21 protein-coding genes are annotated in these 26,143 nt (G+C 69.9%); 15 read left to right on the forward strand and 6 right to left on the reverse strand.

The window, feature by feature from the left end:
- Position 1: 1 nt before the first annotated feature.
- A complete protein-coding gene (locus AORI_RS50515) occupies positions 2-1,051 on the reverse strand; it encodes a LacI family DNA-binding transcriptional regulator (protein ID WP_016332290.1) in 1,050 nt (349 codons plus the stop codon).
- A gap of 121 nt (positions 1,052-1,172) precedes the next feature.
- Here AORI_RS50515 and AORI_RS50520 point away from each other — a divergent pair, with 121 nt between their 5' ends.
- Together AORI_RS50520 and AORI_RS50525 are read left to right on the forward strand one after the other, a co-directional pair.
- Positions 1,173-2,351, forward strand: a complete 1,179-nt coding sequence (locus AORI_RS50520) for an MFS transporter (RefSeq protein ID WP_016332291.1) — start codon at positions 1,173-1,175, stop codon at positions 2,349-2,351.
- 103 nt (positions 2,352-2,454) lie between these two features.
- Positions 2,455-3,588 carry a sensor histidine kinase gene (locus tag AORI_RS50525; protein ID WP_043847973.1) on the forward strand — a complete coding sequence of 378 codons (1,134 nt, stop codon included), beginning with the start codon at positions 2,455-2,457 and terminating at the stop codon, positions 3,586-3,588.
- Here AORI_RS50525 and AORI_RS50530 read toward each other — a convergent pair.
- Positions 3,562-4,200, reverse strand: a complete 639-nt coding sequence (locus tag AORI_RS50530) for a histidine phosphatase family protein (protein ID WP_016332293.1) — start codon at positions 4,198-4,200, stop codon at positions 3,562-3,564. The two genes, AORI_RS50525 and AORI_RS50530, sit on opposite strands and share 27 nt — an antisense overlap.
- Before the next feature lie 42 nt (positions 4,201-4,242).
- Between AORI_RS50530 and AORI_RS50535 the strand changes: the two genes are divergently transcribed.
- From AORI_RS50535 to AORI_RS50575, 9 genes are all read left to right on the forward strand, one after another.
- Entirely contained in the window at positions 4,243-6,270 is a 2,028-nt protein-coding gene (locus tag AORI_RS50535) for a bifunctional copper resistance protein CopD/cytochrome c oxidase assembly protein (RefSeq protein ID WP_016332294.1), read from the forward strand.
- A gap of 97 nt (positions 6,271-6,367) precedes the next feature.
- Positions 6,368-6,916, forward strand: a complete 549-nt coding sequence (locus AORI_RS50540) for a hypothetical protein (RefSeq protein ID WP_016332295.1) — start codon at positions 6,368-6,370, stop codon at positions 6,914-6,916.
- Between the two features lie 176 nt (positions 6,917-7,092).
- Positions 7,093-7,542, forward strand: a complete 450-nt coding sequence (locus tag AORI_RS50545; protein WP_228688329.1) for a single-stranded DNA-binding protein — start codon at positions 7,093-7,095, stop codon at positions 7,540-7,542.
- A gap of 96 nt (positions 7,543-7,638) precedes the next feature.
- The gene (gene ettA, locus AORI_RS50550) at positions 7,639-9,315 is read left to right on the forward strand and encodes an energy-dependent translational throttle protein EttA (protein WP_007034699.1); all 1,677 of its coding nucleotides are present in this window, start codon (positions 7,639-7,641) and stop codon (positions 9,313-9,315) included.
- 16 nt (positions 9,316-9,331) lie between these two features.
- A complete protein-coding gene (locus tag AORI_RS50555) occupies positions 9,332-11,884 on the forward strand; it encodes a tetratricopeptide repeat protein (RefSeq protein WP_016332297.1) in 2,553 nt (850 codons plus the stop codon).
- 342 nt (positions 11,885-12,226) lie between these two features.
- Positions 12,227-17,200: an NAD-glutamate dehydrogenase gene (locus tag AORI_RS50560; RefSeq protein ID WP_016332299.1), complete on the forward strand. Its 4,974-nt coding sequence runs from the start codon at positions 12,227-12,229 to the stop codon at positions 17,198-17,200.
- Entirely contained in the window at positions 17,200-17,619 is a 420-nt protein-coding gene (locus AORI_RS50565) for an acyl-CoA thioesterase (protein ID WP_016332300.1), read from the forward strand. The genes AORI_RS50560 and AORI_RS50565 overlap by 1 nt, the downstream gene beginning before the upstream one ends.
- On the forward strand, positions 17,612-18,247 hold the full coding sequence (locus AORI_RS50570) for a DUF8010 domain-containing protein (protein WP_016332301.1): 636 nt from the start codon (positions 17,612-17,614) through the stop codon (positions 18,245-18,247). The genes AORI_RS50565 and AORI_RS50570 overlap by 8 nt, the downstream gene beginning before the upstream one ends.
- 63 nt (positions 18,248-18,310) lie before the next feature.
- On the forward strand, positions 18,311-18,589 hold the full coding sequence (locus tag AORI_RS50575; protein WP_016332302.1) for a hypothetical protein: 279 nt from the start codon (positions 18,311-18,313) through the stop codon (positions 18,587-18,589).
- Here the strand turns inward: AORI_RS50575 and AORI_RS50580 are convergent.
- Positions 18,586-19,227 carry a DUF305 domain-containing protein gene (locus tag AORI_RS50580; RefSeq protein WP_016332303.1) on the reverse strand — a complete coding sequence of 214 codons (642 nt, stop codon included), beginning with the start codon at positions 19,225-19,227 and terminating at the stop codon, positions 18,586-18,588. The two genes, AORI_RS50575 and AORI_RS50580, sit on opposite strands and share 4 nt — an antisense overlap.
- An 87-nt stretch (positions 19,228-19,314) precedes the next feature.
- Between AORI_RS50580 and AORI_RS50585 the strand changes: the two genes are divergently transcribed.
- Entirely contained in the window at positions 19,315-20,775 is a 1,461-nt protein-coding gene (locus AORI_RS50585; protein ID WP_016332304.1) for an LVIVD repeat-containing protein, read from the forward strand.
- A gap of 21 nt (positions 20,776-20,796) precedes the next feature.
- Here AORI_RS50585 and AORI_RS50590 read toward each other — a convergent pair whose 3' ends face one another.
- The 3 genes from AORI_RS50590 to AORI_RS50600 are packed head-to-tail and all read right to left on the reverse strand — an operon-like array spanning position 20,797 to position 23,746.
- Entirely contained in the window at positions 20,797-22,350 is a 1,554-nt protein-coding gene (locus tag AORI_RS50590; protein ID WP_043847975.1) for a glycoside hydrolase family 13 protein, read from the reverse strand.
- Entirely contained in the window at positions 22,350-22,745 is a 396-nt protein-coding gene (locus AORI_RS50595) for a globin (RefSeq protein WP_016332306.1), read from the reverse strand. Before AORI_RS50595 ends, AORI_RS50590 begins: the two co-directional genes overlap by 1 nt.
- Before the next feature lie 20 nt (positions 22,746-22,765).
- Entirely contained in the window at positions 22,766-23,746 is a 981-nt protein-coding gene (locus AORI_RS50600) for a mechanosensitive ion channel family protein (protein ID WP_016332307.1), read from the reverse strand.
- A gap of 418 nt (positions 23,747-24,164) precedes the next feature.
- On the opposite strand from AORI_RS50600, the gene AORI_RS50605 reads away from it, so the two are divergent.
- The 3 genes from AORI_RS50605 (at position 24,165) to AORI_RS50620 (ending at position 26,141) form a co-directional block, all read left to right on the forward strand.
- Positions 24,165-24,659 carry an HNH endonuclease gene (locus AORI_RS50605; protein ID WP_016332308.1) on the forward strand — a complete coding sequence of 165 codons (495 nt, stop codon included), beginning with the start codon at positions 24,165-24,167 and terminating at the stop codon, positions 24,657-24,659.
- A gap of 749 nt (positions 24,660-25,408) precedes the next feature.
- The gene (ctaJ, locus tag AORI_RS50615; RefSeq protein WP_016332310.1) at positions 25,409-25,672 is read left to right on the forward strand and encodes an aa3-type cytochrome oxidase subunit CtaJ; all 264 of its coding nucleotides are present in this window, start codon (positions 25,409-25,411) and stop codon (positions 25,670-25,672) included.
- Positions 25,659-26,141, forward strand: a complete 483-nt coding sequence (locus AORI_RS50620) for a DUF5130 family protein (protein ID WP_016332311.1) — start codon at positions 25,659-25,661, stop codon at positions 26,139-26,141. The genes ctaJ and AORI_RS50620 overlap by 14 nt, the downstream gene beginning before the upstream one ends.
- Positions 26,142-26,143: the final 2 nt, after the last annotated feature.

Genomic DNA, 26,143 nt, shown 5'->3' on the forward strand with positions numbered 1-26,143 from the left:
GCTACGCGGGCGCGGTGGAGTCCCGGACGACCAGCTCGGCGGGTACCTCGGCGGGGGCGGGTACCTTCTCCCCGCGCAGCAGGCCCAGCACCAGCTCGCCGGCCGCCCGGCCCTTGGCGGCGAGATCCTGCCGGACGGTCGTCAGCGGTGGTTCGGACCACCGGGCGGGCGGGACGTCGTCGAAGCCCACGACCGAAAGATCATCCGGGACCGACAGGCCGAGCTGTCTGGCCGCCGAGATCGCCGCCAGCGCCAGCAGATCCGACATGCACAGCAGCGCCGTCGGCCGCGGATGCCGGTCGAGCAGGCCGAAAGCGCTCGGCAGGGCTCCTTCGACCGAGAGCCCGGAAGCCTCCCAGATCGGCACGTCCGCCGCCGGGATCCCCGCCTCCGCCAGCGTCTGGAGGTAACCGGCCATGCGTTCGCGGTTGTCGTGGAACCGGCTGTTCCCCGCCTCGGCCACGCTCAATTCCCCGCCGCGGGGCGCCGAGAGGCACTGTGCGGAGAAGATCCCGATCCGCCGGTGCCCGAGCTCCACCAGATGCCGGGCCGCGGCGGCCGCTCCCGCCCGGTCCGCGACCCCGATCCTGGCCGAACCGCGGAGATGCGGCTGGTCGATCACCACCAGCGGCATCCCCCGGTCCCGGACGGCGTTCAGCGCCGGCGCGCCGTCGGCCAGCGAATACGCCACCGCGATGTCGGCTTGCGCGGTCAGGATCCGCTCCGCGCGCGGTCCGCCGCTCTCGCCGTCGCCGGGAAGCAGCAGGAGGGCGTGGCCCTCGGGGTCGACGACGGTCGAGAGCGCGTCGAGGGTGAGTGACAACGCGGGATCCGAGAACGCCGTCGAAAGGTTCGTGTCGAGCAGGACGGCGATCGCGCCGGTGCGGCTGGTGGCGAGACTGCGCGCGGTCGGGTTCGGCCCCGCGTACCCGATCTTCTTGGCCGCGCGAAGCACCTCTTCCCGCAGCTGGGCGGACAGCTGATCGGGCCGGTTGTAGGCGTTGGACACGGTCGCCCGCGACACCCCGACGGCGTCGGCGACATCGTCCAACGTCGGCCTTCGCCGTCGCGTGCTGGTCACCGGCGCAGTGTAGTCCCGAGCTGCGCCGGTGGACTTTCTGAAGCGCTTAAGTCATTCTGAGGGAAGAGGAATCGAAAGGAGACAGGGGTCTATGCGTGACCGTACGGCCGTTTTCGTCGTGTTCGCGCTCAACGGGGCCGCGCTCGGCTCCTGGGCGCCGCGGACGCCGGCGTTGTCGGAAAGAGTGAACGCCTCGCCGGGTGTTTTCGGGCTGGCCCTGCTGGGCGCCAGCGTCGGCATGCTGATCGCGGCGTCGGTATCGGGGCGGCTGATCGAACGTCACGGTGCCCGCGCGGTGGTCGCGGGCAGCACGATCATCGCCGCCGCCGCGTTGCCGATGATCGGCTTCTCGACGTCGGTCGCCCTGCTCGCCGGGGCGCTGTTCGTCCTCGGCGCGAGCGTCGGCGCGCTGGACGTGGCGATGAACGTCGCGGGAGTCGAGGTGGAACGCCGGTCCGGGCGGGCCATCATGCCGATCCTGCACGCCGGATTCAGCTTCGGCGCGCTGGCGGGCTCGGTCGCCGCCGGATTCGCCGCGTCGCACCAGTGGTCGCCGGGACGGCACCTCACGGTCGCCGCACTGGCCGCGCTGGTCGTGCTGGCCATCGTCATCACGGCCGTGCCCGGCGCGCGGCCCGTGCACACCGAGCCCGTCGAGAAACCGCGGGTGCCGCCGATCAAACGTCCCGTCCTCTGGCTGCTCGCCGCCATCGCGTTGTTCTCGGCGATCGCGGAGGGCGCGAGTTCGGACTGGTCCGCCCTGCTGATGACGTCCGTGCACGGGGTCGGCGACGGTGCCGCGGCCTTCGCCTACTCCGGGTTCGCGCTGGCCATGGCACTCGCCAGGCTCGCGGGTGCCTGGCTGCAGAACCGTTTCGGCGCGACGCGTGCGCTGGCGGTCGGCGCCGGGATCGCCGCGGCGGGCCTGGTGCTGGCCGCGGTGGCGAGCCTGCCGGTGTTCGGGTTCGTCGGTTTCGCTCTGGCGGGTGCCGGGCTGGCCGCCGCCTTCCCGATCGCGTTGAGCCTCGCGGGGGCGTCGGGGAAACGCGCCGACGGCACCGGAGGTGAACGGGAGCTGGCCTTCGTCACCGCGATCGCCTACACCGGTTTCCTCGCCGGGCCGCCGCTCATCGGCGGGATCGCGCAGGTGACGTCGCTTTCGGTGTCGTTCCTGTTCGTCGGCTTGACCGCCGCGCTGATCGTGCCGTCCGCGGTGGCCGCGGCTCGGGCGGGGAAACGGGAGGAGGCCGCCGAGCCCGTCGCCCGTTGACATCCTCGCCGGAGCCCGGGCAAGCTGACTGCTCGGTAAACTGAAATGAATGCGGCGTTGTCGCCATTTCAGGAAGGCTGATCCGGGGAGGGGCAGCGTGAGGGTGCTGATGCTCGGAGGGGGCGCCGGGATCCCGGCGCGGCTGGTGCAGACCACGCTGCCCTGGCTCATCCTGGTCGCGGTGGCGTTCCGCCTGGTGATGCTGGCGCAGGCACTCTGGACGGCGGGCACCGGCGGGTCGGTGCTCTGGATGTTCGTGCTGCTCCACCTGATGCCGAACGTCGCCGAAGCCGTCTGGATCTTCCGCCGCCCTCCGGCCGGGACGCGGCTGGTTCCCGCGGTGGACGCCGGGTTCGGCGCCCTGTTCGTCCTGGCGGCCGCGCCGTTCGCCCAGGACAGCGCGATCACGTCGATCACCTGGACCCACCTGATGGGCACGGTGATGATCTGCGCCCTGCTGCGTGGCGCGCCGGCGGGTGCCTTGGCCATCGGCGGCTCGGTGCTGCTGTACACCGTGCTGCACCTCGACTCGGCGCTCGGTCTCTTGCTCACGCTCGCGACCGCGCTGGTGGCGTCGCTCGCGATCGTCGGCGTGGTCGGGGCTTCGATGCGGTTCGCGCTCGGATTCGGGGAGCAGCAGGGCCGGGCGGCGGAACGTGAACGGCATCGCCGCGACGTCCACGACACCGTCCTGCAGGTGATGGAGTCGTTCGCGATCCCCGCGCCCGCCGACGAACTCGACCCGGCGGCCAGCCTCGACCGCGTCCGCCGGACCGCTCGCGCCCAGGCGATGCGCATCCGGATCAGCCTCGAACACGAATCCGCCGAAGGGATCGGGCTGCACCAGCGGCTGCGGCTGCTCGCCGCCGAAATGGCCGCTGAGGGGCTACGAGCCGAGGTCGTCGTCCAGGACGACTGCGCCCCGGAGCTCGCGGAAGAAGCGGCCGCGGCACTGCACGACTCGGCCAGGGAGGCCTTGCGGAACACGTTGAAGCACTCCGGGACCAGACGGGCCGTGGTCAGCGTCGAAGAGATCGGCGGCGGTGTCTCCTTGACGGTGCGCGATCACGGCGCCGGATTCGATGTCGGCGACCGGCGGCGTGGCTTCGGCCTCGAGAATTCGATCATCGCGCGGATGGCGGAGATCGGCGGTTTCGCGCGGATCGAATCCAGTCCGGGGCTGGGAACGAGGGTGGTCCTCCTCGCTCCTTCAGTCCTGCGTCTCCCCGTCGGGTGAGTCCCGCCACTGGCGGAACGGGCGGTCCAGCGTCCACTTGTCGCCCACCCGCTCGACGACCCGGTATTCGCAGGTCGCCGGGTTGGACAGGGACTCGAACAGCTCGATGCTCCAGCCGAACAGCCGTCGGCACAGCAATCGGATGGTCAGCCCGTGTGAGACGACCAGCACGGTTTCGGGGTGATCTTCGCCGCACGACGCCAGCTCGCTGAGGAACGCGGCGACCCGGTCGTCCACGTCCGCGCCGGACTCGCCGAACGGGAGCCGGTAGAAGAAATGTCCGAACTCGTGGCGCCGTTGCTTCTGGACCTCCTGGTCCCGCGGATCCTGGAGGTTGCCCCAGTCCTGTTCCCGCAGTCTCGGCTCCGGCACGATCCGCTCGCAGGAGTCACGGATGTCCATCAGCCGCAACGTTTCCCGCGTCCGCAGGTAGGGGCTGACGTAGACCGCCGGCCGCTGTCCGTCGAGGATCTCCCCGATCTCCGGGCCCGCCAGCCTGGCTTGCTCGCGGCCTGCTTCGGTGAGCGGCAGCGCGTGGTCGGGGATCCGGGTGTAGGCGAGCTCGTCGACGTTGCCGAGCGACTCGGCATGCCTCAGCAGGATGATCCGCACGCCGCCATCTTGCCGGTTGCGCGTCCGGCATACCCTCGTGACGTGCCTTCAGACCCCGAGACGAAACCGGCCCCATCCGCGCGGAAGGCCGGTGTCCTGCCGCTGGTGTCGATCGGGGCGCTCCTGGCCGCGGTGGTGGCCGTCGGCCTGGTCGCGCTGACCGGTGGCGCCGGTTACGTCATCGCCGGACTCCCGGACCCGGGGCTGGTGACGCGCTACGGCATCACCGTCGTGCGCGTGCTGGCCGAGGCGGCTTCGGTGCTGTGCGTGGGTTCGCTGCTGCTCGCCGCGTTCCTCGTCCCACCACAGAAGTCCGGCACGCTCGCGGCCGACGGGTACGCGGCCATCCGTGTCGCGGGCGCCGCCGCGTGGGTCTGGTTCTTCGCGGCCGCCGCGTCGATCTTCTTCTCGGCGGCCGACGGCGCGGGTCGCCCGTTCACCGAGGTGCTCTCGCCGCAGGTACTGATCGACCTCGTGGATGCCATCGAACAGCCCAAGGCCTGGCTGTTCACCGCGCTGATCGCGCTGCTGGTCGCGCTCGGCTGCCGTCTCGCGCTGACCTGGGGCTGGACGACGGTGGTCTTCTTCCTGTCCGTCGGCGGCCTCGTACCGGTCGCGGTCACGGGGCATTCCGCGAGCGGCGGCTCGCACGACATGGCGACCAACAGCCTGCTGTACCACCTGGTCGCCGCCGCGCTGTGGGTCGGCGGGCTCGTGGCGCTGCTCGCGCTCGGCTGGCGCCGCGGCGAGAACCTCAAGCTCGCCGCGACGCGGTTCTCCAAGCTGGCACTGGTCTGCTGGATCGTGATGGCGGTCTCCGGCGTCGTCAACGCGCTGGTGCGGATCAGGATCGCCGACCTGTTCACCACCGACTACGGCCTGCTGGTGGTCGCGAAGATCGTCGCGTTGCTGCTGCTCGGTGTCTTCGGGCATCAGCAGCGGCAGAAGGGCGTCGCCGGGCTGGTGAACGGTGCCGGCGGCGGTCAGTTGCTGCGGCTGGCCGCGGTCGAGGTGCTGATCATGTTCATCACGATCGGCATCGCCACCGGGCTCGCGAAGACCCCTCCGCCGCAGGAATCGCTCACCCAGCCGTCGACCACGGAACTGCTGATCGGCTACGACCTCTACGGTCCGCCGACCGTGCTCCGCCTGCTCACGGATTGGCGGTTCGACCTCGTCTACGGCACCCTCGCGATCGTTCTCGCCGGGCTGTACCTCGCCGGGGTGCGACGGTTGCGCCGTCGCGGCGACACCTGGGCCACCGGCCGGACGGTCGCGTGGCTCGCGGGTTGTTTCGTGCTGCTGATCGCGACGTCGTCCGGTATCGGGCGGTACGCGCCCGCGATGTTCAGCGTGCACATGGGCAACCACATGTTGCTGTCCATGGTGGCGCCGGTGCTGTTCGTCCTCGGCGGCCCCGTGACGCTCGCCCTGCGCGCGTTGCCCACGGCGGGCAAGGACGCCCCGCCCGGGCCGCGTGAATGGCTGCTCGCGTTCGTGCACTCGCCGCTCTCGCGGTTCCTGACGCATCCGATCGTCGCGCTGCTGCTGTTCGTCGGCTCGTTCTACGGCCTGTACTTCTCGGGCCTGTTCGACTCCGCGCTGAACTACCACTGGGCGCATCTCGCGATGAACGCGCACTTCCTGCTGGCCGGCTACGTCTTCTACTGGCCGGTGATCGGGGTCGACCCGGCGCCACGACGGCTCCCGCCGCTGGGACGGCTGGGGATGATGTTCGCCGCCATGCCGTTCCATGCGTTCTTCGGGATCGCGCTGATGAGCATGCAGACCGTGCTCGGGCAGGACTTCTACCGCGGGCTGAAGCTGCCGTGGGTCACCGACCTGCTGACCGACCAGCGCCTCGGCGGCGGGATCGCGTGGGCGTCCGGTGAGCTGCCGGTGCTGCTGGTGCTCGTCGCGCTGCTGGTGCAGTGGGCGCGTCAGGACGAGCGGGAGGCGCGGCGCCGTGACCGCCGCGAGGACGCCTCGGGCGACGCGGATCTGAACGCCTACAACGCGATGCTGAAGAAACTCGCCGATCAGGGTCGGGGGCCTGGGTCCGGCTCCTAGCGCTTTGGCCGCAACAGGACAACGGGGCGGTCCGCCCGGCCGTTCGGTGGGAACCTCGGTCGTCCAAGGCACATCACCATCGCCGGGGGAGACCGCAATGGAAGACCACGTCGGAGCCGCGGTCCGCAGGCTTCTGGAACAACGGAACCTCTTCCTGAAGACGGAAAACGACGACGTCGGGAAGGTCGTGTACGTCTGCGCCGACGACAGGACACCGGGTGGTTTCCCGGTCGGCCACGTCATCGCGACAGCCGGCGGCAGGACATGGCTCGCGTACGCCCGGGTCCCCAAGGGCGGTTATCACGACATCGCCCAGGTGGCCGTGGGAGTGCCGACGTTCGACGCGGCCATCCGCGCCGTTCTCGACCACGCCCGGTCCGCCGACATCCTTCGAGCTGTCGAGCGGAGGCCGGGCGCCGCCACGAAGACCTATACCGCGGTCGTCGACCCGGGGCACGCCGAATGGCTCACCACGCTGGAAGAACCTCAAGGCATCACGCACCTCGGCGGCGGCAGGGTCCGGTTCACCGAGGCCGCGGTCGCGTATTTGCGGAATCCGCCGTCGCCGCTTTCCCTGTATCTCCAGGTGCAGGGTGACGAGCTGGTGGTCGATCTGGTGCCGTACAAGCTGACCCGCGACCGTTAGGTCCTCTACCACGCCTCGCCGACGACCCCCCGCTCCCGAACCGAGTTGTCCACAACGCCCGGAGTTGTCCACAGATCCGGTTCACGTCCCTTTCCCGCCCTTGATCCGCGGCAATCTGTGCTCAAGGGAAACACCGGGAAGGTCTCGGGCCGAGGAGAAGGGCGAGTGTGATGGCGATGGGCGAAACGTGGGTGACCATGATCGGCAACCTGACCAGCGAGCCGATCCACCATCCGGAGCGGGTGCACGGGCACGACGTCGTGTCGTTCGGCTTGCGGAGTGTCGAACGCCGGTACGACAAGGAGAGAGGGGAGTGGGGCGAGGGGCGGCAACTCGCGGTCAAGGTCACCTGCTGGCGCAAGCTGGCGATGGCGGCGTTCTCCTGCCTGAGCAAGGGCGACCCGGTGATCGTGGCCGGGCGGCTGCGCGGCGCCGAGACGGCGGAGGAGATCCCGGCACCTCTGGGTCTACCTGAGCTTGAGGCCTTCTCCATCGGCCCCAACCTCGCGCGGTGCTCGGCCGAGATCCACCGGATGGGCCGGGATCGGCCCAGGGCGATCCCGGCGGTACCGCCGCCCGCAGGGAATCCCATGGTCATCGCACTGGAGGACGCACCCGTGGCGTGAGGTACCGATGCTCGTTCAGTGATATCGGGCTGACTGTCGGTAGCTCGGTGGTGACCGCCGTCAAGGCCGCGATCGGCTCGCTCTACGATCGCTTGTATGGCCGAGTTCATCTACACCATGAAGAAGGTGCGCAAGACCGTCGGGGACAAGGTCATCCTCGACGACGTCAGCACCGCGTTCTACCCCGGCGCCAAGATCGGCGTGGTGGGGCCGAACGGCGCGGGTAAGTCCACCGTTCTGAAGATCATGGCTGGGATCGAGCAGGCCAGTAACGGCGAAGCCTTCCTCCAGCCCGGCGCCAGCGTCGGCATCCTCATGCAGGAGCCGGAGCTCAACGAGGAAAAGACGGTCCGCGAGAACGTCGAAGAGGGTCTTGGCGACATCAAGGTCAAGCTCAACCGCTTCAACGAGGTCGCCGAGCTCATGGCGACCGACTACAGCGACGAGCTGATGGAGGAGATGGGCAAGCTCCAGGAGGAGCTCGACCACGCCGACGCCTGGGAGATCGACTCCACGGTCGAGCAGGCGATGGACGCCCTGCGCTGCCCGCCGCCGGACGAGCCGGTCACCCACCTCTCCGGTGGTGAGCGCCGCCGGGTCGCGCTGTGCAAGCTGCTCCTGTCCGCGCCCGACCTGCTGCTCCTCGACGAGCCCACCAACCATCTGGACGCCGAAAGCGTGCTGTGGCTGGAACAGTTCCTGGCGAATTACGCCGGCGCCGTCCTCGCCGTCACGCACGACCGGTACTTCCTGGACAACGTCGCGCAGTGGATCATGGAGCTCGACCGCGGCCGGGTCGTCGGCTACGAGGGCAACTACTCGACGTACCTGGAGAAGAAGCGCGAGCGCCTCGAGGTCCAGGGCAAGAAGGACGCCAAGCTCGCGAAGCGGCTGAAGTCCGAGCTCGAATGGGTCCGGTCCAACGCCAAGGCCCGCCAGACCAAGTCGCGGTCCCGGCTCGACCGCTACGAGGAGATGGCCGCGGAGGCGGACAAGCACCGCAAGCTCGACTTCGAAGAGATCCAGATCCCGCCGGGGCCCCGGCTGGGCAGCGTGGTCGTCGAGGTCGAGAAGCTGCGCAAGGGTTTCGACGACCGCGTGCTGATCGACGGGCTTTCGTTCGACCTGCCGCGCAACGGCATCGTCGGCGTGATCGGGCCGAACGGTGTCGGCAAGACGACCCTGTTCAAGACGATCGTCGGGCTCGAGGAGCCGGACGACGGCCGGGTCAAGATCGGCGAAACGGTCAAACTGTCCTATGTGGACCAGAACCGTGGCGGGATCGACCCGAAGAAGACGGTATGGGAGGTGGTTTCGGACAAGCTGGACTACATCCACGTCGGGCAGACCGAAATGCCCTCGCGTGCCTACGTCAGCGCGTTCGGTTTCAAGGGCCCGGACCAGCAGAAGCCGGCGGGCGTGCTCTCCGGTGGTGAGCGCAACCGGCTGAACCTGGCGCTGACCCTCAAGCAGGGCGGGAACCTGATCCTGCTCGACGAGCCGACGAACGACCTGGACGTCGAGACCCTGGGCTCGCTGGAGAACGCTCTCGAGCAGTTCCCCGGCTGCGCCGTGGTCATCTCGCACGACCGGTGGTTCCTCGACCGGGTCGCGACGCACATCCTCGCCTGGGAAGGCACGGACGAGAACCCCTCGCAATGGTTCTGGTTCGAAGGTAACTTCGAGGGCTACGAGAAGAACAAGGTCGAGCGTCTCGGTGCCGAGGCGGCTCGTCCGCACCGCGTCACCCATCGCAAGCTGACCCGCGACTGAGGGCCGGGGGTTCCCCGTGGAAGCCAGCAAGCGCCAACGGCCGGGCTCGCCCACCACCATGGTGGGTGGGCGGACGGCTGCCACCGGGGGAACCCTGTCCGCTGTCGGCAGGTTGATCGAACGCGCGGACGCCCTGCACCTGAGGGCGCCCGAGCTCGCACTAGTCCTCGGGGAGCGCGCGGCCGCGCTCGCCGAGGCCGCCGGTGCCGACGAGCAGTGGATCCGTGCGGAGAGCCTGGTGGTGAGCGCCCGGGTGCGGCTCGGTGGCCGCCCCCGGACGGTCGGCCGTGCCGTTGTCGCCCTGCGCGCCGCGGAACACGCGGGCTACGGCGACATCGCCGCCCGGCTGAGGATCGACCTTGCCGTCTGCGCGCGCAGCGTCGGCATCCCGCTGACGGGGCTGGCCGCGTTGCGTCCGTTGCTGGCGGATCCGGCGGTTTCGCCGTCGCACCGGGCCGAGGCGTTGTGTCACCTCGTCGGCTGCCTGGCGCAGTTCGGCCGGAAGGCGGAACTGGACCGCGTGCTCGCCGAGGCGGACAAGCTCGTGCTCGGCGACGGTTCGATGACGGCGGATTCGCAGCTGTTGATCCGCGCGATGTTGCGGGTCGGGGTGTCGGCGCACCGCCGTCGGCACGGCGACCTGACAGCGGCCGCCGATGCCGCGCGGACCGGGCTGGGCATGCTCGAAAAGCTCGGAAACCCGGACGACGACGGCGGTCTCGTCCGGATCAGGCTGGTCCTGCAGCTCGTCTGCACGTTGCTGGACCGGGGCGACACGGACATGGCGCTCGAGGTCGCGCAGCCGATCCTCGACGCCCCCGTCCGGGCCGCGGGGATCGCCCCGGCCGCCTGGCTGCGGCTGGCGGTGGCCACCCGTGTCCTGTTGCCCGCGGGATCCGCCGAGGCCGCGGGCATGCTCGTCCGTGAGGCGGTCGCCGGGACCGGTGACCACAACCTGCACGCCGTCACGGCACGGCTGTGGCTGGAGCTCGCGCAGATCGAGGAACGGCTGGGCCGGGCCGAAGAGGCCATCGGCTGCCTGCACCGTTCGCGGGCCGCCGAACATTTGCACGCCCGTGCGCGCAGGCAGGCGTGCAACGTCCTGGTCGGCGAGTTCGGCTCGGCCGAGAACGCCGCTGTGGACCTCGACGACGTCTTGCGGGCCGTCGCCGCGCGGTCGGCCGCCGCGGTGTCCACGCCGTCCCCGGTTCCGGCTCCGGAACCGGCCGAGGTGACCGCGGTGATGCCGCCGATCGACGTGGCACCGCCGAAACGGGCCGCGGCCGAGCCGCCGGTTCGTCGTGAGCCGCAGCCCGTGCGGCAGAGCAGGCAGCCGGAGCCCCCGCCGGTGCGGCAGGCGCCGGTCGAGCCTGCGCGCGCGGCTGCGCCGTCGCGTCCCGCGGAGCCTGCGCGTCCAGTCGAGCCGCCGCGTCCGGTTGAGCGGCCCGCGGCGCCGGTCGCCGAAAAGAGTGAAGCACCGGTGTTGAAGCCGCCGTCCCGTCCGGAGCCCGCACGGGAAGTGGCGGCGTCGGACAGCGACTGGCGTCGTCGGGTGCCGAAGAAGGCCAAGCCGTCGATCAGGTTCGAGCCCAAGGCCGAACCCGTCGCACCGAAACTGATGCCGCCGAAACCGGAACCCGCGCCGGTGTCGCGTCCCGAACCGGAGCCCGGGCGCCGCCGTCGTCAGGAGGAGCCCGCGGCGCGCGAGAGCGTCGCCGAACCGGTGGTCGCCCCATCCGAAACCCCGGCTCCGGCCGCGCGGTGGCGGCCCGAGGCCGAGATCCCCGTCCGGATCGAGGAGCCGGCGCCCGTGGCGGCTTCGGAACCCGTCGTCCCGGAACTGCTGCTCGCTCCCGAGCCCGCGGCCGAGCCCCGGCCGCGGATGGCGGCCGAGGCCATGCCGCCGCGTCCGCCCGGCACCGCCGCCCCGTTGTGGGAGAGCGACGAGTGGGCGGCCGAAGAGCGTGCCCGCCGGTCGTCGGCGCCCGTCTCGCGCAAGACCAGGCACGACGTCGAACACGGTTCCGTGGCGGCGAAATCGGTGCTGGACCGGCTCGGGATCTCGAGCGCAGGCGGACATGGCGGCGGCCGTCGTCGTGCGGACGGCGCCACGGATCCGGTGCACCCCGAACCTGTCGCCGAAGAACGCGCCGATACCCGCCGGGAGCAGCCACCGGTCGAGTACAGCGAGCCCGCCGTTCCGCTCGCACCGCCGCCTCGGGAGGATCCCGCGCCTTCGCCGTCTCAGGAAAGCGTTCGCCCGGCCGCGAAGGAAGAGGTCGCCGATCCGTGGCTGCCGCGGTTGCGGATGCCGCCGGCGTTGGATCCGCTGACCGACACCGGTTCCTGGCGGCCGATCACGCCGTTCCCGGAGAGCTACGCCCGTGCGATCGCGGAGGAGGAACCGCCGCCGGACGCCGGTCTCGCCGACCTGCTCGCCCGCGCGCTCGCCGAGCATCAGGCGGGCACCGCCAGCGCCGCCGCGCTCGTGAAGCAGCTCGGCTCCCAGGACTCGGGAAAGCGTCCGGTCAACGGCCACGACCGGCACCGCGCCAACGGGAGCGACTGACCCCGCGGTAGCAAAGGTCCCTTGCTCACCTCGGTGGGAGCCGCGGTCGGCTTGAACGATTCAGCTGACCCCCTCAGGTCGCTCGCCGGGGTCGCGCGGGGGAATGGGTGCTGGTCACCCCGGTGCGGCGATGCGCGGAAGGGCCCGGACAGACCGCCTATGTGACCGGCGAGTAGCTGAACCGATCACGGCGATTCCGGTATCTGAGCAGGGAAATCTTCGACGGGCGGGAATGACCCGGCCTTGTGGAGCCGACTGTCCGGAGCTGTAGGTTGGGTCTGGGCCGGTACAGAGTCGTGCCGGTCGCGGTGTCAATCTCGCTACAGTGGAGAGTTGCCTCAAATGAGCTCGACGGGAGTCTCGTCCCTGCCCGGAACAGATGTCGGCACCGAGGATGGCGCCCGGCGCCGGTCGGCGAACCCGGAGCAGATCCGGGACGACCTGATCGACGCCGCCGCGGCGTACGCCCCGGAGATCGGCGACCTGATCCGCCTGTACTACCGGCACATCCCGGCCGAAGAGATTCTCGGTGACGACCCGGTCGACCTCGTCGGCGCAGTCCGCTCGCATCTGCAGCTCGCGAAGGACCGGATGCCCGGCCGTCCCGCGGTGCGGTTGCTGAACCCGACGGGGCCCGAGGACGGCTGGACGCGTGAGGCCACCGTGGTGCAGGTCGTCACGGACGACATGCCGTACCTGGTGGATTCCGTCGCGGCCGAGTTCGCTCGCGACGGGGTGCAGGTGCAGCGCATCGTGCACCCGATCGTCGTGGTGAGCCGGGATCTGACCGGTGAGCTGCTGGAGGTCCACCCGGACGCCGACCCGGCGGAGCCGCCGGCGAATTCGGCGGCCGAATCGTGGATGTACATCGAGATCGACCTGGTCACGGACCCGAACCGCGCCCGCGAGCTGGACAACCGGCTGTCTTCGGTGCTGGGTGACGTCCGCGAGGTCGTCGAGGACACCGACAAGATGACGGAGACGGCGCGCCGTCTCGCCGACGAGCTGGACGGGAACCCGCCGCGGCTGCCGGCCAACGAGGTCGCGGAAGGAGCCCGGCTGCTGCGCTGGCTCGCCGACGGCCACTTCACCTTCCTCGGCTACCGCCGGTACGAGCTGATCGACAACCCGCACCCGGACAGCGACGAGCCCGCCCTGCGCGCGGTGCTCGCCACCGGGCTCGGCGTGCTGCGTCAGGACAGTCTGGCCGCGCGCAGCCTCACCGCTGGCCCCGACACGGCGGCCTCCGCGCTCGCGCCGACACTGCTGGTGCTGACCCAGGCGAGCGCGCCGTCCACCGTGCACCGCCCGGTGTATCCGTACTACGTCGGCGTGAAAACGTTCGACGACAACGGGAACGTCACCGGCGAACACCGCTTCCTCGGCATGTTCACCACCACCGCGCTGCACGAGAACGTGCTCGACATCCCCGTGGTCTGCAACCGAGTCCGCGAGGTCATCCACCGCGCGGGCTTCCCGATGGAGTCCTTCTCCGGCCAGCGGATGCTCGAAGTCCTGCAGAACTGGCCGCGCGCGGACCTGTTCTCGGCCGACTCCGACTCGCTCTACTCGACGACGACGGGCGCGATCACGCTTTCGGATCGCAGACGGCTGCGCCTGTTCCTGCGCCGCGACCCGTACGGCCGTTTCTACTCGTGCCTCGTGTACCTCCCGCGTGACCGCTACACGACCCGTTCGCGGCTCGCGATGCAGGAGGTCCTGCTCGAAGAACTAGAAGGCACGCAGCTGGAGTACAGCGCGCGCATCGGCGAGACCGTGCTCGCGCAGGTGCACTTCATCGTGCACACCGATCCGTCCCAGCGCTCCGAACCGGACACCCTGCGCATCCAGGAACGGCTCAACGAGGCCGTGCGCAGCTGGGACGACCGGATGGTCGAGGCGATCCTCGCCGAGCGCCGCGAGCGCGCCGGGGACAGCGGCGTCGCGATCGGCCTGCTGGTCGAGGAGTCGGCGGGCGAGCAGGGGCAGCGGTTCGCCGCGGTGTTCCCCGAGGGCTACAAGGAGGACTTCACCGCGCTCGAAGCGCTCGCGGACCTCCGCGCCCTGGAGTCGCTGACCGACGAGGGCGACCTGTCGATGTCGTTCTACCTGCCGGCCGACGCCGAGGCGGGGGAGCGGCGCTTCAAGCTGTACCTGCGCGGCGAGGGCGTCACGCTCTCCCAGGTGCTCCCGGTCCTGCAGCGGATGGGCGTCGAGGTCGTCGACGAGCGGCCCTACGAACTGCGCCGCGAGGACGGCGGCCGGTCCTGGATCTACGACTTCGGCCTGCGGATCGACCCGCAGGTCCTCGACCACGCCGACAGCGACCTGCGCACCCGCTTCCAGGACGCCTTCCACGCCGCCTGGCGCGGCGACTGCGAGGTCGACGGCTTCAACGGTCTCGTCCTGCGCGCCGGGCTCACTTGGCGCCAGGCGGCCATCCTGCGGGCCTATTCGCGGTACCTGCGCCAGACGAAGATCCCGTTCTCGCAGGAGTACATCGAGAACACCGTCCTCGCGCACACGGACATCGCCACCGCGCTGGTGCGGCTGTTCGAGACCCGCTTCGACCTCGCGCTCGGCGACGAGGCGCGCGCGTCGCAGGCCGATCAGCTCACCACCGAGATCGGCAAGCTGGTCGACGAGGTGACGAGCCTCGACGAGGACCGGATCCTGCGGCGGCTGATGTCGGTCATCCTCGCCACGCTGCGCACGAACTACCACGTGACCGACGCGGACGGGAACTCCCGCCAGTACCTGGCGCTCAAGCTCGACCCGAGCGCGGTGCCCGAGTTGCCCGAGCCGCGGCCGAAGTACGAGATCTTCGTGTACTCGCCCCGGATCGAGGGTGTGCACCTGCGCTTCGGCGACGTCGCGCGCGGTGGCCTGCGGTGGTCCGACCGCCGGGAGGACTTCCGCACGGAGATCCTCGGCCTGGTCAAGGCGCAGGCGGTCAAGAACGCGGTCATCGTGCCTGTCGGCGCCAAGGGCGGCTTCGTCGTGAAGCGCCCGCCGGCGCCCACGGGTGACCCCGGCCTGGACCGCGACGCCCAGCTGAACGAGGGCATCGCCTGCTACCGGATGTTCATCTCCGGCCTGCTCGACGTGACCGACAACCGCGTCGAGGGCAAGACCGTCCCGGCGCCGCGCGTGGTCCGTCACGACGGCGACGACAGCTACCTCGTGGTCGCCGCGGACAAGGGCACCGCGAAGTTCTCCGACATCGCGAACGAGGTCTCGGCGAACTACGGGTTTTGGCTCGGCGACGCCTTCGCGTCCGGCGGCTCGGTCGGCTACGACCACAAGGCCATGGGCATCACCGCGAAGGGTGCTTGGGAGAGCGTCAAGCGCAACTTCCGTGAGCTGGGCAAGGACACCCAGACCGAGGACTTCACCGTCGTCGGCATCGGCGACATGATGGGTGACGTCTTCGGCAACGGGATGCTGCTCTCGGAGCACATCCGGCTCGTGGCCGCCTTCAACCACATGCACATCTTCCTCGACCCGAACCCGGATTCGGCGACCTCGTTCGCCGAGCGGCGCAGGCTGTTCGACCTGCCGCGCTCCTCGTGGGAGGACTACGACCGCTCGCTGATCAGCGAGGGCGGCGGGGTCTACTCGCGGTCGGCGAAGACGATCCCGATCAGCCCGCAGGTCCGCGAGGCGCTCGGCCTCGGCGAGGACGTCACGAAACTGGCGCCCAACGACCTGATGCAAGCGATCCTGCTGGCCCCGGTCGAGCTGCTGTGGAACGGCGGCATCGGCACCTACGTGAAGGCCGAGAACGAGTCCCACGCGGACGCGGGTGACAAGGCCAACGACGCCCTGCGCGTCAACGGCAACCAGCTTCGCGTCAAGGTCGTCGGCGAGGGCGGGAACCTGGGCCTGACCCAGCTCGGCCGGATCGAGTTCGCCCGCGCGGGCGGCAAGATCAACACCGACGCGCTCGACAACTCCGCCGGCGTGGACTGCTCGGACCACGAGGTCAACATCAAGATCCTGCTGGACCACCTGGTCTCGACCGGATCGCTGGACGCCGAGCAGCGCAACGAACTGCTCGAGCAGATGACCGACGAGGTCGGCGAGCTGGTGCTGGCCGACAACTACCGGCAGAACGCGGTGCTCGGCGTCAGCCGGGCGCACGCCGGCCCGATGGTCTCGGTGCACCAGCGGCTCGTCGCGGCGCTGGTCGCGAAGGGCGCCTTCGACCGCAAGCTCGAAGCGCTGCCGAGTTCGGCGGAGTTCCGCGCGCTGGAGAAGGCGGGAGAGGGCCTCACCTCGCCGGAGCTGGCGACGTTGCTCGCGCACGTCAAGCTCGACCTCAAGGACGAGCTGCTGGCCAGTGAGCTGCCGGACTCCGAGGTGTTCTCGCGCCGCCTGCCCGAGTACTTCCCGAAGCCGCTTCGGGAGCGCTTCGGCGACGCGATCTTCCAGCACCCGCTGAAGCGCGAGATCATCACGACGATGGTGGCCAACGAGGTCGTCGACGGCGCCGGGATCTCGTACGTCTTCCGCCTGATGGAGGAGATGAACGCGACCGCGACCGACGCCGTCCGCGCGTACGCCGTGGTCACCCACGTGTACGACCTTCCCTCGCTGTGGGCGCAGATCGACGCGCTGGACAACGTCGTGCCGACCGAGGTCGCGGACGAGATGATGCTGGAGACCCGCAGGCTGCTCGACCGGGCCGCTCGCTGGTTCCTCACCAACCGGCCGCAGCCGCTGGCCCCGCTCGCCGAGATCAACCGGTTCGGCCGCGTCGTCGGCGAGCTGGCCCCGAGGGCGCACGAGCTGCTTCGCGGTGTCGAGTGCGCTTCGGTGGACGCGAACACCGAGCGGCTGATCGAGAAGGGCGTCCCGGCGGAACTCGCCGGACGGGTGGCGCTGCTGCTGCACACCTACGGCCTGCTCGACGTCACCGACGTCGCGGAGCTGGCCGAGCAGCAGGCGGGGATCGACGCGGTGCACACCCCGGCGGAGACGGCGGGCCTGTACTACGCGCTGTCCGACCACCTCGGCATCGACAAGATGCTGACGTCGATCAGCGGTCTCGAACGCGGCAACCGCTGGCACGCGCTCGCGCGGCTGGCGCTGCGGGACGACGTCTACGGTTCCCTGCGGACGATCACGCTGGACGCCTTGCGGCACAGCGATTCGGGCACCGACCCGGACGAGAAGATCGCCCACTGGGAGAAGACGAACGCTTCGCGGTTGCAGCGGGCCCGTGTCGCGCTGGACGAGATCAGCCAGTTCGGCAAGCTCGACCTGGCGACGCTGTCGGTGGCGGCGAGGCAGATCCGGAGCACGGTGAGGTAGTGAGCTACATTTCCCTGATCCGGCCGCGCTGGTCGGATATGGACGTCTACGGGCACGTCAACCACGCGAACATGGTGACCCTGCTCGAAGAGGCACGGATCCCGTTGTTGTTCGGGGACGCCGTCCGCGCCGGGCTCACCGAACTGCCCAAGGGCATCGTGGTGGTGAAGCTGGCCGTCCATTACCGTTCGCCGATCGTGGTGTCCGATCAGGACATCCGGGTGGAGATCTCGTTGAAGGACTTGAAGCACGCCAGCTTCACCCTCGGCTACCGGGTGCACTCCGGGCCCGCCGAGACCGACAAGGTCGCGGTGACCGCGGAGACGGTGCTCGCGCCGTTCGACACCGCGTCCGAGCGGCCCCGCCGGCTGACCGAGGACGAACGTGCCTTCCTGGAGAAGGGGTTCGCGGATGCCTGAGCTCGTCATCCCGGACGCGGGCGACCGCGAAACGCTCGGCGCGTTCGTGGCCAGGGCGGTCCGGCTCGACCAGAACACGCTGGTGCGGTTGCGGCAGCGTGGTGACGGTGTCGTCGAGGCGTGGTGCGCGACGCCGTTCGAGGTCCTGGCCACCAGGGCCGTCGCCGGGGACATCACGCCGTCGGACATCACCGTGTCCGGGAACGAGCTGCTCGCCGCGCTGACCGTCGCCGGCGGCGAGCGGATGGATCCGGGCCCGGCCCGTGACCTGATGTGGCATTCGGAGCTGCCCGCGCCGGGCCGCTGGCAGCTGGTGGACGAACTGCCGGCGACGGTGATCTCCGAGCTGGCCGATCGCGGGGTCACCCTGGCCCGCGACAACGTCGGCCCGCACGGCACGCCGCCGGCGTCGCTGATGGACCAGGCGGTGCTCACCGTTTCGGGCAACGAGCTGGAGATCAAGGTCCAGATGCGGTGCCTGTTCGCGTTGTCGGGGATGGGTTTCGTGGACTCGTCGATCGACGGCGACGTCGTCCGCGTCACCGCGACGGAATCGTGGATGCGCATCGACGCCCGCTACGGCGCCGTCCTCAAGCGGCGCCACGCGCTCCTGCCGCTGCTGTTCTGACGGGTTTCTTACCGCTTGACGCCGCGGGTGGCTTCCGGCCGCCCGCGGCGTCATGCTGTCTCCATGAACGACAAGGACGGGGACGACCCCACCGCGGACTTCCTCGCCGAGGTCAGGCCTGAGGAGACGCCGTGGCGGACCGAGCGGCCGCCGGGTGAGGAGGCGCCCGAACGCGCCGAACGTCCGGAGAAGTGGGGCCGCGCCAAGAGCGCCGGCCGGGCCGCGGCGAAGGCGGCGCCCTACGTCCAGGCCGCCGCGCTGGCGACCTGGATCGTCTCTGGCACCCTCGACGACGACTCCGGCGACTCCGGGTTCGGCGACATGGGCTCCGGCGAGGCCTAGAGCTTTCCGCGCATCGTCTTCATGCGCTCGATCTCGGCGGTCTGCCCGGTGATGACCTCCTGCGCCATCTCCTGCGCCTTGATCTCCACGCCCTTGCCGAGCTGGGCTTCGGCCATGGTCAGCGCGCCCTGGTGGTGCGCGATCATCAGGTCGAGGAACAGCTTTTCGAACGCCGCCCCGCTCGCCGCGCGCAGATCCGCCAGCTGGGCCTCGGTCGCCATCCCCGGCATGAGCGCGTGATCGTGCTCGCCCCCGTGGCCCGCGTGCCCTTCGCCCGGCACCGGCTTGCCACGATCGGCGAGCCAGGTCTTCATCATCGTGATCTCGCCGTCCTGCGCGACCGAGATCCGCCCGGCGATCGCCCGGATCTGCTCGTTGGCCGTCTTGCCCGGCACCAGGTCGGTCATCACCTTCGCTTGCTGGTGATGGGGGATCATCATCGTCATGTACTCGACGTCGGCCTCGTTGGGCTGATCGCGGTTCACCGGGCCGCGGGAGCCGGTGCTCGCCTGCTCGCCGGGTTTGCCGGGGGCGATCACCGGCGCGCTCTGGGCCGGTGCGGCGGGCTCCGCGTCACCGGTGCAGCCCGAGACCAGGAAAGCGGCGGCGACCAGCGCCGATGTCAAACTTTTTCGCATCCCGGGAGTTCCTCCGTTGGTCGGTATCTGCTGAGCCTAAATAAGGAATAAGGTGCGCGTAAAGCTGGGTGGAAGGAGAGCCATATCGTGCTGCAGCCTGGGCTGAAACGCCGCTTGACCAGGGTCTTCGTGTCGGCGGCCGCGGTCGCCGCCCTCGGGGCCTCCAGCGCGCTCGCCGCGCCGGCCGTCGTCGCCGAACCGTCGGCGACCGCGATCCCGGGTGTGGACGAGATCGTCCACAGCCCGAACCTCCGGTCGATCGCGAACGTCCCGCAGCAGGGACCGTTCACCAAGGACTCGACCGGCACCGACATCGCGTTCACCAAGGGCCACGCGATCATCGGTACCTACGACGGGTTCAACGTCTACGACGTCCGCAACCCGTACCGCCCGAAGATCGTCAGCCAGGTCCTGTGCCCCGGCGGGCAGAACGACGTGTCGATCTCCGGAGACCTGCTCTTCCTGTCGACCGACGCGTCGCGCAGCGACAACTCGTGCAACAGCGTCTCGAAGCCCGCCTCGGACAAGACGTCGTGGGAGGGCATCAAGATCTTCGACATCTCGAACCTCGCGGCGCCGAAGTACGTCGCGGCGATCGAGACCGACTGCGGTTCGCACACCAACACCCTGGTGCCGGACAAGCGCGGCAAGGACGTCTACATCTACGTCTCGTCGTACGCGCCGGCGGCGAACCTGCCCGACTGCCAGCCGCCGCACGACAAGCTGTCCATCATCAAGGTCCCGGTGAAGGACCCGGCGAAGGCCGCGCTGGTCGCGACGCCGGTGCTGTTCCCGGCGGAGGACGGCGGCGGCAACCCCGGTGGCACCAACCCCGACGGCACCCGCCGCTCGGCGACCACCGGTTGCCACGACCTGACGGCGCTGCCGGAGAAGGACCTGATGGCCGGTGCCTGCATGGGTGACGGCGTCCTGCTCGACATCTCCGACCGGCTCAAGCCGCGGGTCCTCAACCGCGTGCAGGACAACGTGAACTTCGCGTTCTGGCACAGCGCCACCTTCAACAACGACGCCACCAAGATCGTCTTCACCGACGAGCTCGGCGGCGGTGGGATGGCGACCTGCCTGGAGAAGTTCGGCCCCACCCGCGGCGCCAACGGCATCTACCAGATCACCGGCCGCGGCGACGACCGCAAGCTGGAGTTCGTCAGCTACTACAAGATCCCGCGGTTGCAGTCCGAGACCGAGAACTGCGTGGCGCACAACGGTTCGCTGATCCCGGTGCCGGGCAAGGACATCATGGTCCAGTCCTGGTACCAGGGCGGTGTCTCGGTGTGGGACTTCACCGACGCGAAGAACCCGAAGGAGATCGCGTTCTGGGAGCGTGGCCCGCTCTCGAACGAGAAGCTCGTCGGCGGTGGGACGTGGTCTGCCTACTGGTACAACGGCCACATCTACTCGTCCGACATCGTGAAGGGCCTGGACGTCCTGGACCTCAACGACTGGCGGACCTTCCCGGCGAAGCTGGTCCGGCAGAACCAGTTCAACGCCCAGACGCAGTACAAGCTGCACCCGGGCTTCAACAAGTAGTCCGCTAAGCGGCCGCCTGGCTCAGACGAGCCAGGCGGCCGCGTCCGGCGGCAGTTTCCCGTTCACCAACGGCACGCTCGACAGCAGCACCTCGCCCGGCGGCAGCGCGATCGGGCTCGCCGACGTGTTCAGCGCGCAGACCAGCCCGCCACCGCGCCGCCGGAACGCGAAACACCCCGCGGGCGCGCCGTACCACTCCAGCTCGTCCCCGCGGAAAGCGTTGTGCGACTTGCGGATCTCGATCGCCCGCCGGTACAGCGACAGCGTCGACGACGGATCCTCCAGCTGCGCCTCGACGGTCACCGACGCCCACGAAGCCGGCATCGGGAGCCACGTGCGCGGATTGCGCGAGAAACCGAACGGCGGCAGGTCGCCTTCCCATGGCAGCGGCACCCGCGACGCGTCCCGGCCGAACTCGGCACCGGAGATCTTGGCGCGCGGGTCCGCGACCGCGTCGGGCGGGATGTCGACGTTGCCGAGCCCCAGCTCCTCGCCGTTGTACAGATAGACCGCGCCGGGCAGCGCGAGTTCGACGAGCGCCATCGCCCTGGCGCGCCGGACCCCGCGTTCGCCGCCGCCGTACCGGCTGACCTGCCGCCAGACGTCGTGGTTGCTCAACGTCCAGGTGGCGGGGGCCCCGGCGGCCTTCGGCACCGCCAAGGACCGCTCGATGGCCGTCCGCAGCGCGTCCGCGTCGAAATGCGTGAGCACGAGCCGGAAGTTGAAGGCCAGGTGCAGTTCGTCCGGCCGCAGGTAGCGCGCGAGGCGTTCCTCGTCGGTCACCCAGATCTCGCCGACGGCCATGGTGCCGGGGTACTCGTCGAGCACCTTGCGGATCATCTGGTGGATCTCGTGGACGCGGTCGTTGTCGAAGCGCGGATCGTAGAACTCGCTCGGCCCGAGCGGGTTCACCCGCGGATCCATGTCCGGCAGGCCCGGCGGTTTCGCCATACCGTGCGCGACGTCGACGCGGAAGCCGTCCACACCGTGGTCCAGCCAGAACCGCAGGGTCCGCTCCAGATCGGCGGCGACCTCGTGGTTGGCCCAGTTCAGATCCGGCTGCTGCGGCGAGAACAGGTGCAGGTACCACTGGCCGTCCGGCACCCGCGTCCACGCCGGGCCGCCGAACGAGCTGACCCAGTTGTTCGGCGGCTGGTCGCCGCGCGGGCCGAGCCCGTCACGGAAGATGTAGCGATCCCGTTCCGGGCTGCCCGGCGGCGCCGCCATCGCCGATTTGAACCAGGCATGGGTGTTGCTGGTGTGGTTGGGGACGACGTCGACGGTGACCTTGATACCGCGTTTGTGCGCCTCGGTCAGCAGGACGTCGAAGTCGCCGAGGGTGCCGAACATCGGGTCGACGTCGCGCGGGTCGGCGATGTCGTAGCCGTGGTCGGCCATGGGGGAGCGGTAGAACGGCGTCAGCCACAGCGCGTCGACCCCGAGCAGCTCCAGATACCCGAGCTTGCCGCGGATGCCTTCGAGGTCACCGACGCCGTCCCCGTCCGAATCGGCGAACGAGCGCACGTAGACCTGGTAGAAGACCGCCTGGTCCCACCAAGCCACGTCGCGCTCCATCACACGAAACTGTTCATCATGCTGTTGGCGGCCATCTCCAGGTACGCCCACAGCTGCCCGCGGTAGGGCTCCTCGATGTTCTCCTCGTCGACCGCGATCTTGATGCAGCGCAGCCAGGCGTCGCGTTCGATCGGGCCGATCTTGAACGGCGCGTGCCGCATCCGCAGCCGCGGGTGACCGCGCTGGTCGGAGTAGGTGTGCGGGCCGCCCCAGTACTGCATGAGGAACAGCCGGAAACGCTCCTCGGCCGGGCCGAGGTCCTCCTCCGGGTACAGCGGGCGAAGCACCTCGTCGACCGCCACTTCGGCGTAGAACCGCGCGACGATCCGGGTGAACACCGGTTCACCGCCGATGGCTTCGTACAAGGTGGTGGGCTCAGGTTCGGTCACGGACACAGCTCCATTCTGCCCTTCTCCTACTGCGGGGCCGGGCCGGACGACATAAAGCGCCCCAGAGGTGGCTCGAAGCCGGCTTCGTCGAGCGCGGCGAGCAGGTGCGCCCGCAGCGCGCGCTGCACGGACCACTGCTTACCCGGCCGGACCTTCACCGTCAGCCGGAGCTTGATGCCCTCGGGGGTGACGGTCTCCACGCCGAGCATCTCCGGCGGTTCCAGCACGTTCGGGGCGAGGCTCTCGCTCTCCAGGAGCGTCTTCGCCTTCTCGGCCATCAGCTCGGTGGCCTTCTCGACGTCGGCGGAGTAGCTGAGCGGGACGTCGACGACGGCCACCGCGAAGCCCTGGCTCGAGTTGCCGACCCGCAGCACCTCGCCGTTGCGGACATACCAGACGGTGCCGTTGATGTCACGCAGGGTGGTGATCCGGAGGCCGACGGCCTCGACGGTGCCGGACGCCTCGCCGACGTCGACGACGTCACCGACGCCGTATTGGTCCTCGATCATCATGAACATGCCGGACAGGAAGTCCTTGACCAGGTTCTGCGCGCCGAACCCGAGCGCCACGCCGACGATGCCCGCCGAAGCGATGATCGGCGCGAGGTCGATGCCCAGTTCGCCCAGCACGAGGATGAACGCGAGGCCGTAGATCAGGAACGTCGCCATCGACTTGAGGACCGAGCCGATGGTGGCGGCGCGCTGACGGCGCCGTTCCATCACCGCCGACCCGAGCACCTCGGGAGCCCTCTCCCGCAGCGGTCTCAACAGGGCGGGCAGCTTCGAGGAGCCACCGCCGGGCATCCGCGTCACGCGGTTGATCAGGCGTCGCACCAGGTACCGCAGCAGGAACGCCACGGCGACGATCATCAGGATCCTGAGCGGCTTCGTCAGAAGCCAGCCCGCCGACGCGGAGAGCCATTCGTTCTTTGTGACCTGGAACACCTGGTAGCACAGGCTCCCGGCTTCGCGCGTGCAGGCCGGGGGTTCGGTGGGCAGCAGGTTCACGGAGAGGAAATGTCCTTTCGTACTCGGCGGAGATCGGTCACGCCACACGCCCCGGCGGATGCGAAACACCCAACTTCATGTGGCCGCCGGGTCGCGCGCATGTGACACGTCCAGTAACACACGTGCACTTTGGGGCTGATCTGTGGTCGACTATGCCTGCACCGGTGGAGGTGGTCGAGTGCCAGACCGACAACCCATCCCCCTCGGCGTCCCGAGCCAAGCCGTGGCCGGACAGGCGCCGGAGGTCGTGTTGCGCGCCCATCCGGGAGGTGCCCCCTCGCACGGGGCTCCACCGGGCGGGCCGGGAACGCGGCCAGGGGGTGTTGCCCGCCCGCCCGGACAGCGTAGAGGGCGGGACCCGTCGACCACGGCGGTACCCACCACGACATCAGCGTCGTCTTGGGGCCGCAGACGGGTATTGCTGTTGAACGCCACGTTCGAACCGCTCACGGCGCTGCCGTTGCGGCGCGCGGTGGTCCTGGTGATGTGCGGCAAGGCCGAGGTGGTGCACGGAGACCCGGCGGGGATCGAGCTGCACGCCGCCACGGTCTCGCTGCCCGTGCCTTCGGTGATCCGGCTGAGCACCTACGTGCGAGTGCCCTACCGCGCGCAGGTGCCGCTGACCCGGGCCGGGCTGATGCACCGCGACCGGTACCGCTGCGCCTACTGCGGGGGGCGGGCCGAGACCATCGACCATGTCGTCCCGCGCAGTCGCGGAGGCCCCCACAGCTGGACGAACTGCGTGGCTTGCTGCGCCAAGTGCAACCACCGGAAGGCGGACAAGCTGCTTTCCGAGATCGGCTGGCGCCTGCGCGTCGTGCCGAGGGCCCCGCACGGGCCGCACTGGCGGCTGCTCGCGCATTCGAAGGAGGCCGACCCGTTGTGGCGGCCGTACCTGGGAACCGCGGCCTGATCAGACCGTGAACACGTCGGCGCCCCGGCTGCCTTTCGGCGGCCGGGGCGGGCCGATGACGCCGTGGTGAAACTCGCTACGAGTACGCCGTCCCCTACTAACCGGTCGTGCGCGGACTCAGGCGGCGAGCGAGAAGTCGCTCTGGCAGGTGACGCGGGTGCCGCGGGTGACGCGGGTTCCGCGAGTGACGCGCGTGCCGCAGGTGACGCGGGTGCCCGCCGTCACGCGGGTTCCACGGGTGACTCGCGTGCCGCGGGTGACGCGAGTGCCGGCGGTGACGCGGGTGCCCCGGGTGACGCGAGTTCCGCGGGTGACCCGGGTGCCGGCGGTGACCCGCGTACCGCGAGTGACACGAGTACCGCGCGTAACCCGTGTGCCCGCCGTCACACGCGTACCGGGGACGAATCCAATTTCGAAGAGTGACGAAATGTCGTCGATGATCGCCTGGCCGGGTGTCTGGGTGCTCTGCATGACATATCCTCCTGCGACCGGTGCGTTACCTGCTGGGGTGGGGGAGCTGGGCGCAAGGCCCGTACAGGTGAAAAAGCTACGAGGATTTCAAGGCCGCGACAAGACGACAGCGCCGGGTGCGGCCGCCCGTACGTTGAGTTGCAACCTTTCGGCCTTGCGGGCTTCGCCCCAACGTGGGAGCGCTTTCGCGGCAAGCGGCGGACGGCCACCTGAGGACGACGAGCGGTAGGGGCCGTGCGAGCGGGTGCGGTCGCACGCCATCGGATACGCTCACGCGCGTGAACCTTGTCGAGACGATCCTGGTCTTCGCGGTGATCCCCTTGGTCATCTACGCGCTGTGCGGGGTGGCCACGCTGCGGTCGAAGGGCGCGGGCGTCGCCCGGTACCGGCCGGGGCAGCCGTGGGAGTACCCGGCCATGTGGTGGAGCGCCAACCCCGACGGTGTCGGCGCAAGGCATTCGCACGCGACCGAGGGCGGCGCGACCGCCGTCGTCGCGGCGGACGGAGCTTCGGTGACGGGAGGCGCTCGTGGCAACTGGTGAACTGACCCATTCGTCCACCGCTGTTGACGAAGAGCCCGGTTACGGCGCCGTCGTTACCTCGAGCGGCCGGATTTCCGCCGCCAAGATGTACGAACCGGCTGGTCCGATCAGCCCATTCACCACCCAGCAGCTCGCCCGGCTGGACGAGGCGCTGACGCTCGCCAGCCGTGAGACCGGCCTGGACTTCAGCGTGTACCTGGGCGACCTCGGCGAGGACACCCGCGCCACCGCCGAAGGCCTGCTGACCTCGACCGACAACCCGGCCGACGGGGTCGTCATCGCCGTGTCGCCCGGCCAGCGGGCGATCGAGGTCGTGACCGGCACGCAGGCCCGGCACCGCCTGCCCGACCGCGGCGCGAAGCTCGCCGTGGCCAGTATGGTGGCCTCGTTCAAGGAAGGCGACCTCATCGGTGGCCTCGTGAACGCGCTCCGCATGCTGAGCGACCAGGCGGGCGCTCCGCAGCACTGACG

It is taken from the genome of Amycolatopsis keratiniphila (genome assembly GCF_000400635.2).
Taxonomy (GTDB): Bacteria; Actinomycetota; Actinomycetes; order Mycobacteriales; family Pseudonocardiaceae; genus Amycolatopsis; species Amycolatopsis keratiniphila.